Origin of the sequence: Baaleninema sp., assembly GCF_049974805.1 — a bacterium.
Taxonomy (GTDB): domain Bacteria; phylum Cyanobacteriota; class Cyanobacteriia; order Cyanobacteriales; family Geitlerinemataceae; genus Baaleninema.
The window spans coordinates 1-13,950 of record NZ_JBNGCO010000005.1 but is presented as its reverse complement, the minus strand read 5'-3'; the positions used below and the strand labels follow the sequence as shown (position 1 = coordinate 13,950).

Below are 13,950 nucleotides of genomic sequence, written 5' to 3'. Positions count from 1 at the left end.
ATACGGTTAAATCTCGAAAATGATATATTAAAAATTGAGTCTATAAACTATACCGTTAAAATTTTCTGTTTGCCATGAACAAAGTTACTCGAAAAGCCGTCAAAGAAGCGGCTGAAGCTCACCGCACGGCGATGATGCAAACGTTGCAGCGTCGCATGGAAGTCGCACGCGCCAACGGTGACGACCAACTTCTTCGTCAACTTGAAGCGGAAGCTAACTATCTTCGCTAAGCGATCGATTTTTCTCGATCGAATTTTATTAAATTGGCAAAATCTGCATAAAACCCCGGTTTCTCGCAAAAATCGGGGTTTTATAGGGAATCTCAACCAATCGTTTCTATTCTTTCTGCCATTCCCTCTCTGTGTCCTCTGTGTCTGGCGTGGTGAAGACTTCAGCCGTTCCGCCCTGGGATACCCCAAAACCTTAATGCCCCATGCATACACATTTTTATTTTTTTGTCAAGTTATTTTTACAATTCGTCAAACTCTTCGCAAAGATCCTGTAAATTTTGATGTTGTCGGCGTCGGGAGACGCGGCGATATTTTTTCGAGGCGAGTTTGGGTTCGTAATAGCGGCGTCCGTCTCGGGTGGTTTTCACCTTCAACGTCGATTCTCGATCGCCGAGTTGTAGCAACGCTTCTTGACGGGCGATGGCTTCTTCGAGAAAGTTGAGATAGTGTTCGTACCGTTCCCAATCTCCCCGAACCGCGCAGTTGGGTTCTTCACGGTGCAAACAGTCGCTAAACTGACAGCGATCGGAATCTAACCGCTGTCGGATTTCGGGAAAACACTGTCCCAATTCGGCGGGAGTACAGTCGAATTCCGGTTGGTTGAAACCGGGAGTATCCGCCAGCAAGCCGCCGCTGGGTAACTCGAACAGTTCCACGTGACGGGTGGTGTGGCGTCCGCGTCCCAGTTTTCCCGAGACGCGAGCCACTCGTAAGTTAGCTGAGGGAATCAGGCGGTTGATGGTGCTAGATTTTCCGACCCCCGAGGGTCCGGCCAAAATGGTAATGCGATCGCGCAGGTGGTGTTGGAGTTCTTCGAGTCCCGCCCCGGTTAAAACGCTCATAAAGTGAGGGTTGTAACCCCAGTTTTGCAGTCGATCGCGCCACTGGTGGCGTTCGGCGTCCGTCACCAAATCGCTTTTGTTGAGACATAATTCCACCTCGAGTTGTGTGGATTCGGCTTTGACAAGAAAGCGACTGAGTTGGAGCGGATCGAGGCTGGGTTCTTCAATGGCGAACACCAGCAACACGCAATCGGCGTTGGCGACGGGAGGTCGATCGAGTTCGGTGCGTCGGGGTAAGACCTCAGCGATGGCGCCCCGTTCTCCTTCCCAATCTGGCTCTTCCACCGTCACGCGATCGCCCACCATCACCTGCTGGCCGATTTTCTTCAACCGCGTGCGGCGGGTACAGAGCAGCGACGGTTTCGGCCAGTTTCCCTCCGGGTCTAACTGAACCTGGTAGAAGTTCGCCTGGGTGGCGAGAACCGTTCCCACGGGGAGCGTTTCGGAAACAGCCGAGGAAGTCACAGAGGGATGGCTCATGCTGCGGGACGACGGACGTACAGTACGAAAAATTCCGATCGATCGTCGATTTCTTCGACAGTATATCCCGCCACCGTCAGGCTTTCGGGAACCTGTTCGATGGGTTCGCCGGGGTCGAGCCAGACTTCGAGAAGCTGACCCGGTTCCATCTGTTGCAAGCGCAGTTTCGTCCGCACGAAGTTAATGGGACAGGGCGTTCCCCGCAAGTCCATTTTGGCATCGGGGGTGAACGTCGCAGGCTGGCTCACTTGAACAGTCCTCCTAAAAACCCTTCTACGCCGCCTTTTCCGAATCGATCGCCGCGAATTTTCGCCAATTTTTCTAACAATTCTCGCTCTTCGGCGCTGACTTTGGTCGGAATTTCCACGTTGACCGTCAAAATACAATCCCCGCGACTGACGGGATTTCCCAACCGAGGCACCCCTTGTTCTTCGAGGACGATTTGGTGTCCCGGTTGGGTACCGGGGGGAATCGTCACTTCTTCCGTTTTACCGTCTACGGTCTCGAAGGGAATTTTACAGCCGAGAATTGCCTGTAAGTAGCTGATATTAATTTCCGAGAGGATATTGATGCCGTCCCGTTGGAATTTCGCATCTTCGTTCACGAACAGGTAAACGTACAAATCTCCCGGCGGACCGTTACGTTTTCCGGCGTCGCCTTCCGATTGCACCCGCAGGCGAGTGCCGTTATCGACCCCGGCGGGAATGGTAATTTTCAGCTTTTTGGTGACTTGTTTTTGTCCTTTTCCGGCGCAGGTTCCACATTTTTCTTCGATGACCTGACCGCTACCGTTACAAGTCGGACAGACGGAAACTTGAGTAAAGCTGCCGAAGGGGGTGCGGGTGGCGCGGCGTACCTGTCCCGAACCGCCGCAGGTGCCGCAGGTACTCGGCCGCGTTCCCGGTTTGGCGCCGGTTCCGTTACAGGTTTCGCAGGTTTCCAAGTGACCGATGCGAATTTCTTTTTCGCCTCCGAATACTGCTTCGCGGAAGTCCAGTTTCAAATCAAGGCGCAAGTCGTCGCCCCGCGTCGGTCCGCTACGGCGACGGGTTTGGGCGGCACCGCCGAAACCGCTGAAAAAGGTCTCGAAAATATCGGCAAACCCACCGGAAAAGTCAGAAAAGTCAGAAAAGCCGCTGGCGCCAGCCGCTCCAGAACTGACGCCGGCTTCGCCGAATCGATCGTAACGAGTACGCAGTTCGGGATCTGACAGCACTTCGTAAGCGCGGTTGATTTCTTTAAACCGTTCTTCGGCCCCGTCCTCCTTGTTGACGTCGGGGTGGTATTTCCGAGCGAGTCGCCGGAAGGCTCGCTTGATTTCGTCTTTATCGGCGCTGCGAGAAACACCGAGCAGTTCGTAATAATCGACAGCCATAACGCGCTATTTACTGTTTGGGGGTTGAGATTGCGAATTGAGATAGGACAACGGGGAAGTCGAGAAATCGCCCGCTCGTCAAGCCGGGCGACAAAAATCCAGGCCAGCCCTTAGAAAAATGGGTTTTCCGGATCGGTTTCCGTAGAGGGCGACGAGTCTGGGGTCGAAACCTCGAAGGGATTGTCCCCGGCTGCCTCCTCTGAAGGCGGCGCGGCCTCCCTACCCGGGCTTGGGGGTGGCGTTGAGGGCTTCCGAGGGGGTTGTTTTTTGGGGGAAGCCGACGATTTGGGCTTCCGAGGAGGTTCTTGGGCGGCTGGTTTGACCGCTTGGGACGATTTGTCTTCAGAGAGCAAGGCTTCGAGATCTTTGAGTTCTTTATCTAAGTCTAAACTGAGTTCGTCCTCGAGGGTCTTGGCGGAGGCGTCTGAGTCCGACAAGGCCGTTCCAGCCCCTTGTTTCGACTCGAGGGACTCTAATTCTTGAGGGGGCGGCAGAGGGGTCTCTGCGTCTTCGATGCCTTCTTCTGGCGGGGCTTCCCCTTGATACACCGCCGAGCCGATGGCGAACAGAGTTTTTTGGAAGGCCGCCAGTCGAGAGCGAATCTCTTCGAGATCGGGTTGTTTTTCTTCGAGGGATTCTCGCAGGCGGTGGGCGGTTTCGGTCACTTCCAACTTCAGGCGATCGCTAATGAGGTCGGCGTTGTGTTTGAGGGTATCTTCGTAGTTGTAAAACAGGGCGTCGGCTTGGTTGCGCAGTTCGGCTAAAGCCCGGAGTTCTTCGTCCCGTTCGGCGTTGACTTCCGCCTCTTGCCGCATCTGCTCGATTTCGTCTTGGCTCAAGCCGCCGGTATTGGTAATTTTGATGCTTTGAGCGCGGCCGGTTCCCTTGTCTCGCGCGGAAACGTTGAGGATACCGTTGGCGTCGATTTCAAAGCTGACTTCGATTTGAGGGATGCCGCGCGGGGCGGGGGGAATTCCCATCAGGATAAATTTCCCGAGGCTCTTGTTGTCTTTGGCCATCGCCCGTTCTCCTTGTAGGGCGTGGACTTCGACGGAGGTTTGGCCGTCGGTAGCCGTCGAGAACATTTGAGATTTGCTGGTGGGGATGGTGGTGTTGCGCTCGATAATTTTGGTGAAGACTTCCCCGAGGGTTTCGATGCCCAAGGACAGGGGGGTGACGTCGAGTAACAGCACGTCTTGCACTTCTCCGCCGAGGACGCCGGCTTGAATAGCGGCACCCATGGCGATCGCTTCGTCGGGGTTCACCGAGCGATCGGGGTCTCGTCCGCCGAAGTACTCGCCGATGGCCGCTTGTACGGCAGGCATCCGCGTCGAACCGCCCACGAGAACGATTCGATCGATCTCTTCGGGGGCGATGTTGGCGTCTTCCATGGCGCGATTGACCGGCTCGATGGTGCTTTCTACCAAAGACTGCACCAATTCTTCAAACTGAGTGCGGGTCAGTTCGACTTCGAGGTGTTTCGGACCGGTTTCGTCGGCGGTAATAAAGGGTAAGTTGACGGCCGTTTTGGTGACGGAGGACAGCTCGATTTTAGCTTTTTCGGCCGCTTCCCGCACCCGCTGCATGGCCATTTTGTCACCGGAGAGATCGATGTTGCTCTGGGCGCGAAACTGTTCTACGAGCCAGCGCACCACCGCACTATCGAAGTCGTCGCCGCCGAGGTGGTTGTTTCCGGCGGTGGCTTTGACCTCGAACACGCCGTCTCCGAGCTGTAAAATCGAGACGTCGAAGGTGCCGCCGCCGAGGTCGAATACGAGAACCGTTCGATCGCCGTCTTGTTTGTCGAGACCGTAGGCTAAGGCGGCGGCTGTCGGTTCGTTAATAATCCGCAGGACTTCCAACCCGGCGATGGTTCCGGCGTCTTTCGTCGCTTGACGTTGACCGTCTGTGAAATACGCCGGAACCGTAATCACCGCTTGATAGACCGGTTCGCCGAGATAGGCTTCGGCGTCCTGCTTAAGCTTTTGCAGGATCGTCGCCGAAATTTCCTGGGGCGTGTGGTGGCGATCGCGGATGTTCACGTCCACCGTGTTGTCTCGTCCGAGGACGCAGTTATAGGGAACGCGCGATCGCTCTTCTTCGGTCTCTTCCCAACGACGACCGATAAACCGCTTGATGCTGTAAACGGTATTTTCAGCGTTCGTCACGGCCTGGCGCTTGGCCAGTTGTCCGACGAGGCGATCGCCGGATTTCGCGAACCCGACCATGCTCGGCGTCGTTCGTCCGCCTTCCGAGTTGGGAATGACGACGGGTTTACCGCCTTCTAACACGGCAACACAACTGTTCGTCGTCCCGAGGTCGATACCGATAACTTTTCCCATATCCCTTGGTGCGGCTGTGAACGTGAAGAGTTTCAAATGAGGCGATCGCGGTGGCGGGGTTTACCTTCGAGCCAGAGCCGCCAGACTCCAACCCCTCCCGCGATCGACTGCTGCGACGCCCGCTCTCGCCTTCTTGGCGCGATCGTTTCGACGAAAAAGCTTTAGGCGTCCGATTCGTCGGATTCCGCCTCTTCTGAGCTTACCACGGGTTCCGGGGGAGCTGCCACTTTGACCATCGCGTGACGCAGGACGCGATCGCCGAGGGTGTAACCCCGCATCAGTTCCCCGATGACGGTTCCTTCGGGGTGTTCGTCGCTGGGTTCGCGCATGACGGCTTCGTGTAAGTTGGGGTCGAACTCTTCCCCTTCCGGCCGCATCGGCGCGACTCCCAAGCGTTTCAAGCAATCCACCATCAGCTTGTACACGCTTTGATAGCTTTTATGGATGTTCGTTTCGCCGTCCGTTTGAGGTTTGATTTGCGTGCGCGCGCGCTCGAAGTTGTCCACCACGGGCAGCAGTTCTTGGAGAACTTCGCATTTAGCCCGTTCTTCGAGGGCTTGTCTTTCTTTTTCCGTGCGCTTGCGGAAATTATCGAAATCCGCCTGCAATCTCACGTACTGAGATTTCATCTCTTCGAGTTGTGCCGAGGCCGCTTCGGCTGTCGCCTTCAGGGTTTCGAGGGTCGTCGCCACATCTTCAGCGGCTTCCCGTTCCCGAGCTTCGCGAGCAGCGGCTTCCGCTTCGACTGCCGTCGGATCGAGGTCTTCTCCTGCGGGCGTTTCCGATTCCCCTTCGGCGGCGGACGCGTGTTCGGGTTCGATAGCTTCGGCGGCCGCGTCGGTGTTCTGGGCTTCAACTGCCGTATCGGAACGCTCTTCGGCGGTGGCTTGGCGCTCGTTCTCGAACTGCTTTTCTTCGTCCATGTCTGACTTCCCTTTGCAAAATTCCAACGCTTACGGTTTGACTCGAAGTCGTCCGCATCGAGCGAACGCCTTCGAGGGGCGACCGTCGAAACAGACTTCGACGGAATCTCTGACGCCGCCGCCGCTTTACCGACGACGCGATCGCCCCAGTTGCCCCAACCGGATGGTTCGAGGCGGGTCGCATTCTGCCACCACGACGCCTTTCGGACTCGACGGGCGATCGAGGGACTTCAAAGGATCTCGAACCGTTCCGCGAGTCGGGGCGATCTTCCCCGTCGAGTTGCCCCCGTCACGAGTGTTTGGAGGCGCAAGGCCGATCCCGACGGGTGGCGGTCTCGAACGACACTTTAGCGGGTCGGAGGCCGGCGACATCGAGGCCATATCGATATCGATCTAGAAGGCTCGCCACCTCTTTGAGAAATCTTAACATGGGCAGCTAGAGGGGGGACAGGACAGTGAAGCTTACAGAGACAAGGGTGAGGTCGGTCAAGCCTTCACAGATGCCGTTCCCGCAATGGCTAGGTCGAGTACGTTAGACTTGTCAAGTAGTGGTGTTTTCCCCGAGCCGAATCGAACTGACACGACTACTCTCCTCCCTCGCAACTTGACGCTAGACATTCACCATGACTAATCTCTCATCTGGCGCATCCAAAGCTCGGCGTGCGTTAGTCGTTCAGACGAATTTTTCGCCCTTTGGAAACAAGCTGGTTCAAGCGGGTCACGTCAGCCCGGATCAAATGACTCAGGCACAGGAAGAAAGCCGTAACAAGGGTCTGCCGTTAATCGAAGCCATCGAAGGGATTACTGGCAAACCCCTGCCGCCTGAATTTATTCTTCAGTACAAACGCCAGCAACTCTTTGAACTGAAAATCCTTTACGGCGTCGAATCCTTCGATCCGGAAACGGCGGAAATCTCCCCCGGACAAATCAAACGTTTGCTGGAAATGGTCTCGGTCGATAGCTGTCGTCGCTACCGTTTCGTCCCTCTAACTTTGCAAGAAAAAACGTTAGTGGTGGCGATGGTCGATCCCGATAACCTCGAAGCTCAAGACGAACTCCGCCGCATTTTGCGATCGCAAGACTTCCAGCTTCAACGGCGTGCCATTACCTTCGACGATTACCAACAACTGATTTCGCGCTATCTCGACGAACAGGTTAAAAAAGAAGCGGAAAACCAGCGACGGGAACAGGAAGAGAAAAACGCCATCAGCCTCACGGATATTAACGAATTGGCTGGAGGTGAGGACGACCTCGAGGAAGCCCCCGAGGAACATCAAGAACTCGATGCCGAACCGGACACGGAAGATAAAAGTGTCATTAGCCTTGTCAACAAAATTCTCCGCAAAGCCCTGACGGACGCGGTTTCGGACATTCACGTGGAACCTCAAGAGGAATACCTTCGCATTCGTATGCGGAAAGACGGGGTGTTGCACGAGCCGTTCCCTCGCCTGCCGAAAGCTATCGTTCCGGCAGTCACGTCTCGTTTCAAAATTATTGCGGACTTGGACATTGCCGAACGCCGCCAAGCCCAGGACGGACGGATTCGGCGGATGTTCCAAGGTCGTGCGGTGGACTTCCGGGTGAACTCCCTCCCGACGCGCTACGGCGAAAAAATCGTCCTGCGGATTCTGGATAACTCGTCGACGCAACTGGGACTCGACAAGCTCATCACCGATGCCGAAACGTTGCAAAAAGTCCGAGACGTGGCCAGTCGTCCGTTCGGGTTGATTCTGGTGACGGGTCCGACGGGTTCGGGTAAATCGACGACGTTGTACTCGATTTTGGCCGAACGCAACGATCCGGGGGTCAATATCAGTACGGCGGAAGACCCCATTGAGTACGCTCTCGAAGGCATCAGTCAATGTCAGGTGATTCGGGAAAAAGATTTGACGTTCGCCAACATTCTGCGGGCGTTCTTGCGACAAGACCCGGACATCATTCTGGTGGGTGAGACGCGAGATAAGGAAACGGCGAAAACGGCGATCGAAGCGGCGTTAACGGGACACTTGGTCTTGACGACGCTGCACACGAACGACGCCGCTGGCGCGATCGCCCGTCTCGACGAGATGGGAGTCGAACCGTTCATGGTCTCCGGGGCGTTGCTGGGGGTGCTGGCGCAACGTTTGATGCGCCGCGTTTGTAGCGAGTGCCGCATTCCTTATACGCCGACCCGGGAAGAACTGGCTCGTTACGGGATGTCGTCGTCGGGTCAGGTGGACGCGACGTTCTATAAAGCCAATACGATTCCACCGGGCGATCGCAAGGAACTTCTCGAAAACGGCGAACTCTGTCCGAAATGTAACGGTGTTGGCTATAAAGGCCGGGTCGGGGTTTACGAGTTCCTGCAAACGACGGAGGAACTGGCGGTTTTGATTAACGAAGGCGCTCCTACCGAACGGATTAAGGAGAAAGCGGTGGAACAGGGGATGAAAACCCTGCTGGCCTACAGTCTCAATTTGGTGCAACAGGGTTTCACGACGTTTGAGGAGGTCGATCGGGTTACGTTTACGGATTCGGGGTTGGAAGCGGAACTCAAAGCCAAACGCAAGAGTTCGCTCACTTGCAATACTTGCAGGGCGGGGTTAGATCCTGAATGGATGGATTGTCCGTACTGCATGACGCCGCGCTTCCAAGATTAAGGCCAAAGATAGTCCGACTCACTTGCAAAATTGCTCTTTGGGACGGTTCGGGTTACTCAGCGTCTCGCTAATCGCTTCACACTCTCACTAGGAGAGGATGTCAATCAGGTGGCGCTGGATTACACGATCGAAAAGGTCAAGGAGTCCCCGATCGATCCGGGTTCCCCCGAGATTCGATCGAGAGTGCGGTTCTTCTTCCCTCGGGGGAAACTCGCTCTTCAGCCTCAGTCGGGAAAGTCTCTCTTGTCCCGAGGGTAAAATAGAAGCAAAAATTCGGCTGTTGGAACATCCCGTCGCTCAGCGTTTTACAACAGCCTCAAATCCGAAATAGGAGGAATCAAGTCACATGGCGCTAGACTACATGATCGAGGACGTAATGGAGTCGTTGATCGAACAGGGTGGCTCCGATATGCACATTCAGGCAGGAGCGCCGATCTTTTTCCGCATTAGCGGCAAACTGACCCCTCAGCCCCAGTTTGGCGAGTCCCTGGCGCCGGACGAATGCCAGCGCCTCATTTTCAGTATGCTCAACAACAACCAGCGGAAAGATTTGGAGCAGAACTGGGAACTCGACTGCGCCTATGGGGTGAAGGGACTGTCCCGATTCCGGGTCAACGTTTATCGCGAACGGGGCTGTTTTGCTGCCTGTTTGCGGGCGCTGGCGTCCTCTATCCCGAACTTTGAGAAGTTGGGCGTTCCGGAAATCATGCGGGAAATGGCCATGCGCCCTCGCGGTATGGTTTTGGTGACAGGACAAACCGGATCGGGTAAAACGACGACCATGGCGGCGATTCTGGATTTGATCAACCGCACGCGATCGGAACATATTCTCACGGTCGAAGACCCCATCGAGTACGTTTTTCCCAATATTAAAAGTCTGTTTCACCAACGGCAGAAAGGGGAAGATACGAAGAGTTTCGGCAACGCGCTGAAAGCGGCTCTGCGGGAAGACCCCGATATCATTCTGGTGGGGGAAATGCGCGACCTCGAAACGATTTCGCTGGCCATTTCTGCTGCTGAAACGGGTCACTTGGTCTTTGGTACCTTGCACACGAACTCGGCAGCGGCCACCATCGACCGGATGCTCGATGTGTTCCCCCCTATTCAACAGCCCCAAATTCGGGCGCAGATGGCAGGGTCTTTGGTGGGCGTCTGTTCGCAAAACCTGCTGCGAAAAGTCGGCGGCGGACGCTGTGCGGCTCAGGAAATTATGGTCAACACCCCCGCGATCGGTAACTTGATTCGCGAGGGAAAAACGACCCAAATCTATTCGTCGATTCAAATGGGTGCGAAAGTCGGGATGCAGACGATGGAAATGTGCTTGGCTCGGCTGGTGAACGAAGGTAAGGTGACTTACGAGGAAGCGATGTCGAAAAGCTCGAAGGTTGATGAGTTAGATCGCCTCGTCGATCCTCGGGTGAAAGCTGGCGGCGCTCCGGCGGCTCAGGGAGCGAAGAAAACGAAAGCCAAGCGTTAAGTTGGTTTGGCGGCGCAGTCTGCGCCGCCTCTGTATGGTGAGTTTTTAGGAACCGAACTATGGTAAATCCCACAGCAACCAGCACTAAAAAAGAGCCTGAGAAGGGGTTTGATATCAACGAATTCGGGGAGAAGATATCCGCCGCTATTACTAGCGTGACGGTAAAGGATAAGGCTATCTTTTCTCGTCAGTTCGCTGCGATGTTTAACGCCGGGGTCGGGATGTTGCGCTGTTTGAGCGTGTTGACGGAGCAGTGCGGCAACCCTAAACTCAAAAAAGCCCTGGTGCAAATTCGCGATGAGGTGGAACAGGGCGGCAGCCTCGCGGAAGCGATGGGCAAACACCCCGGTTGTTTTGACAAGCTTTATGTGAGTATGGTGGCGGCGGGGGAAGTCGGGGGGGTTCTCGATGAGGTTCTTAACCGTCTGGCAATTCTGTTGGAAAAGTCGGCGAAACTCCAAAACGAGTTGAAATCGGCTATGTCTTATCCGCAAACGGTGGGAGGGATCGCCGTTATCATCTTTTTGGGGATGACGATTTTTTTGCTGCCGACGTTTACGGGCATTTTCGACCAACTTGATGCTCAACTGCCTGCGTTTACTCAGATGATGATGAACGTGAGTTTCTTTTTGCGCGGTCCGACGCTTCCAGCGGATGTTCCAGATGCGGAAAGTTGGCTCGAAGAGCGCAATTATTACATTATTATGTTCGTCGGCGTTCTGATCGGGATTGCGGTGGCGATTCAAGCCTATTACAAAACCCCCGCTGGACGCTTCCAAATTGATGGATTAATTCTGAAAGCTCCGATTTTTGGGGAGTTGGTGGAAAAGTCGGCGGTGGCGAGTTTCTGTAATGTTTTCGGTACGTTAACTCGTTCTGGTGTTCCGATTCTGAACGCGATGGAAATTGTTCGGGATACGGCGGGGAATGAGGTTATTGCTGATGCGATCGATTATGCTAAGGATCAGATTCAGGAAGGGGGCAGTATTAGTGAGGCGTTCCGAGAACGGGGCGTGATGCCTGCTTTGGCGGTTCAGATGATGTCCATCGGTGAGGAAACGGGGGAACTCGATAAAATGCTCGTGAAAGTGGGGGCGTTTTATGAGGACGAGGTGGAACAGGCGATTAAGGGTCTTACGTCGATGCTCGAACCGCTGATGATTGTGGTCATTGGGGGGATGGTGGGGTCGATCCTGCTGTCGATGTATTTGCCGATGTTCGCTGTGATGGAGCAAATCGGTTAGTTTCTAGGTTGGGCTTGGAAAAGCCTTCGAGTTGCGAGAACGAGGTGTTCTAGAACACCTCGTTTTTTTTGGGGTTGTTTTTTATAACGAACGTTCGATATAATAAGAACGAGAGGAATCCAACCTCGATCGAACCTGCCTAGGCATTACGTATAAACCCTATTTTTAAAATAAATTAAGTTATTTAAGGGAAAATATCGCCATTAAAAACCAAATTTATCGACATAAAACTACGTAACTCTCGATATCTCATTTTTACTAGACTTTTATTTTTTGAGGCGCGATATATTGACAAAAAACTAAAAATGTGGTAGAAGCGCCCAAAAATCTTCGAGTCGCTCAAGGATCGATCGAAGCCTTGCAGAACCGTCACGACAAAGGGTCAAACCATGCCAAAAATCGTCGATCGCGAAGAGTATCGAAAAGAAATCCTGCTTCAGAGCTTTGAGTTATTCGCTCGCAAAGGCTACGAAGCGGTCACGATGCGGGAAATCGCCACGGCGTCCGGGGTAACGACGGGAACGCTGTATCACTACTTTCCCAACAAAAAAGCCCTGTTCGAGAAATTGGTAGAACTTCTGTGTGAAGAGGATTTGGCGATTTATCGAAGCAGTTTGAGAGGCGATACTGCGTTGGAAGGTCGTATCGAACACGCCTTTGACATCGTGGAACAGAACGAAGACTTTTATTTAAAAATGCTGTTCGTGGTGGTGGATTTTTACCGACAGCAGAACACCGAAGGCGTCGCCAACGACGAAGCGATCGCCACCATCGCCGAACGCTGGAAAGCCGAAGCTGTGGAACTGACCGGAATTCGCGATCGCCGATTCCTCAGTTTTCTGATGTGCTTCCTCAACGGCTTGCTTCTCCAACGGATGTTGGAAGGGGACAAGCTGTCTTACCGGGAACAGTACGACATCTTTCGTCAAATGTTCGTCAGCTATCTCGAGTCCAACTCAGACTTAAATCACAACTGGTCTCTCTAGAGCATTTTTCTGATGACTGCGCGATTTGTCCCTAAGACTCCCCTACGCCGCAGCGCGATCGCCGCTGTCGCCATCGCCATTATTGTCGGATTTGCGGCGGGTCAGTCCGTCAAGCCACTACAGCAATGGCTGAACTCCGCCGACACGGAAAGCGTTCCCAGGGAAGCGATCAATCCCCAACCCCGCCCCGTTACCGCTCTGGGGCGACTGGTTCCCCAAGGGGAAGTATTGCGGTTGTCCGCCCCAGTTTCCGTCGAAGACGTCAGAATCGATCGCCTCACCGTCGAAGAAGGGGATTCCGTCAGTGCGGGTGAAGTGGTGGCGGTGTTAGACAACCTCGATCGACGTACCGCCGATCTCGAACTGGCGAAAACGAGAGTCGAGGCGGCGCGATCGCGACTGGCGCAAGTGGAAGCGGGGGCGAAAACTGGAGATATCGAGGCGCAAGCGGCGCGGTTCGATCGCGTCAGAGCCGAACTCGAAGGTCAAATCGCCAGCCAACAGGCGCGTTTGGCGGAACTCGAAGCCCGTCGTCGCGGGGAACTGGCCGAACAAACTGCGACGATCGATCGTATCGAAGCCGAAGTGCGCTACGCCGAAACTGAATGTCGGCGGTATAACGCCCTCTATCGCGATGGGGCGGTATCTGCATCCGATCGCGATCGACTCTGTTTGAACGCCGCCACCGCCCAAGAACGGCTCAGCGAAGCCGTTGCGACGCGCGATCGCATTCTGACGACACGAGACGCCGAAATTCGCCAAGCCAACGCCGAACTCGATCGCACCACCACCACATTGCAACGACAAATCGAAGAAAACCGGGCCCAGTTGAACGCCGTGGCGGAAGTGCGCCCTGTGGACCTGCGTACCGCCGAAACGGAAGTCCGCCTCGCTGAAGCCGCCGTGCGCCAAGCGGAAGCGGATTTAGAACAGTCCTTCGTGCGATCGCCCGTTGGGGGTCAAGTCTTGAAAATCCACGCCAGAACCGGGGAAGTCGTGGGCGATGCGGGAATTCTGGAAGTGGGACATACCCAGACGATGGAAGCGATCGCCGAAGTGTACGAAACGGACATCGGACGAGTGAAATTGGGACAAACCGCGACGATAACCAGTCCGGTATTTGACGGCGAACTGGAGGGGGAAGTGGTGCGTCTGGGAACGCAAGTGAGCCGTCAAGAGATTTTCAGCACTCAACCGGGTTCCGATGTCGATCGTCGCGTGGTTGAAGTGCGAATTCGCCTGACTCCCGAAGCCAGCGATCGCGTCCGCGATTTAACCCATCTCCAAGTTCGCGTTTCCATCGCGGTGAGGGGATGAGGGGATGAGGGGATGAGGGGATGAGGGGATGAGGGGATGAACTAAGTACAGGACAAAAAAGCTGAAAGCCTGAGCTTAAGCGGGATAGAGCAACA

The 13,950-nt window shown here is 54.8% G+C and carries 12 protein-coding genes; 7 read left to right on the top strand and 5 right to left on the bottom strand.

Annotated features, from left to right (window positions below; genetic code table 11):
* Window positions 1–74: 74 nt before the first annotated feature.
* A complete protein-coding gene (locus ACP5D4_RS01915) occupies window positions 75–230 on the top strand; it encodes a hypothetical protein (protein ID WP_428009929.1) in 156 nt (51 codons plus the stop codon).
* 239 nt (window positions 231–469) lie between these two features.
* Here the strand turns inward: ACP5D4_RS01915 and rsgA are convergent, their stop codons facing one another.
* From rsgA to grpE, 5 genes are all read right to left on the bottom strand, one after another.
* Entirely contained in the window at window positions 470–1,552 is a 1,083-nt protein-coding gene (gene rsgA, locus ACP5D4_RS01910; protein ID WP_428009928.1) for a small ribosomal subunit biogenesis GTPase RsgA, read from the bottom strand.
* The gene (locus ACP5D4_RS01905) at window positions 1,549–1,764 is read right to left on the bottom strand and encodes a sulfurtransferase TusA family protein (RefSeq protein ID WP_428010002.1); all 216 of its coding nucleotides are present in this window, start codon (window positions 1,762–1,764) and stop codon (window positions 1,549–1,551) included. The genes rsgA and ACP5D4_RS01905 overlap by 4 nt, the downstream gene beginning before the upstream one ends.
* Before the next feature lie 32 nt (window positions 1,765–1,796).
* Window positions 1,797–2,927, bottom strand: a complete 1,131-nt coding sequence (gene dnaJ, locus ACP5D4_RS01900) for a molecular chaperone DnaJ (RefSeq protein ID WP_428009927.1) — start codon at window positions 2,925–2,927, stop codon at window positions 1,797–1,799.
* A 110-nt stretch (window positions 2,928–3,037) separates the two neighbouring features.
* Entirely contained in the window at window positions 3,038–5,269 is a 2,232-nt protein-coding gene (gene dnaK / locus ACP5D4_RS01895; RefSeq protein WP_428009926.1) for a molecular chaperone DnaK, read from the bottom strand.
* A 161-nt stretch (window positions 5,270–5,430) separates the two neighbouring features.
* Entirely contained in the window at window positions 5,431–6,192 is a 762-nt protein-coding gene (gene grpE, locus ACP5D4_RS01890; RefSeq protein WP_428009925.1) for a nucleotide exchange factor GrpE, read from the bottom strand.
* Here grpE and ACP5D4_RS01885 point away from each other — a divergent pair.
* The 6 genes from ACP5D4_RS01885 to ACP5D4_RS01860 all read left to right on the top strand — a co-directional run bounded on the left by ACP5D4_RS01885 (window position 6,191) and on the right by ACP5D4_RS01860 (window position 13,855).
* The gene (locus ACP5D4_RS01885) at window positions 6,191–6,589 is read left to right on the top strand and encodes a hypothetical protein (RefSeq protein WP_428009924.1); all 399 of its coding nucleotides are present in this window, start codon (window positions 6,191–6,193) and stop codon (window positions 6,587–6,589) included. The two genes, grpE and ACP5D4_RS01885, sit on opposite strands and share 2 nt — an antisense overlap.
* Before the next feature lie 226 nt (window positions 6,590–6,815).
* On the top strand, window positions 6,816–8,831 hold the full coding sequence (locus ACP5D4_RS01880) for a GspE/PulE family protein (protein WP_428009923.1): 2,016 nt from the start codon (window positions 6,816–6,818) through the stop codon (window positions 8,829–8,831).
* Window positions 8,832–9,177: 346 nt separating this feature from the next.
* On the top strand, window positions 9,178–10,308 hold the full coding sequence (locus ACP5D4_RS01875) for a type IV pilus twitching motility protein PilT (protein WP_428009922.1): 1,131 nt from the start codon (window positions 9,178–9,180) through the stop codon (window positions 10,306–10,308).
* A gap of 59 nt (window positions 10,309–10,367) precedes the next feature.
* Complete coding sequence (locus tag ACP5D4_RS01870) at window positions 10,368–11,552, top strand: type II secretion system F family protein (protein WP_428009921.1); 1,185 nt, start codon at window positions 10,368–10,370, stop codon at window positions 11,550–11,552.
* Between the two features lie 389 nt (window positions 11,553–11,941).
* On the top strand, window positions 11,942–12,538 hold the full coding sequence (locus ACP5D4_RS01865) for a TetR/AcrR family transcriptional regulator (protein WP_428009920.1): 597 nt from the start codon (window positions 11,942–11,944) through the stop codon (window positions 12,536–12,538).
* A gap of 12 nt (window positions 12,539–12,550) precedes the next feature.
* On the top strand, window positions 12,551–13,855 hold the full coding sequence (locus tag ACP5D4_RS01860) for an ABC exporter membrane fusion protein (protein ID WP_428009919.1): 1,305 nt from the start codon (window positions 12,551–12,553) through the stop codon (window positions 13,853–13,855).
* Window positions 13,856–13,950 lie beyond the last annotated feature (95 nt).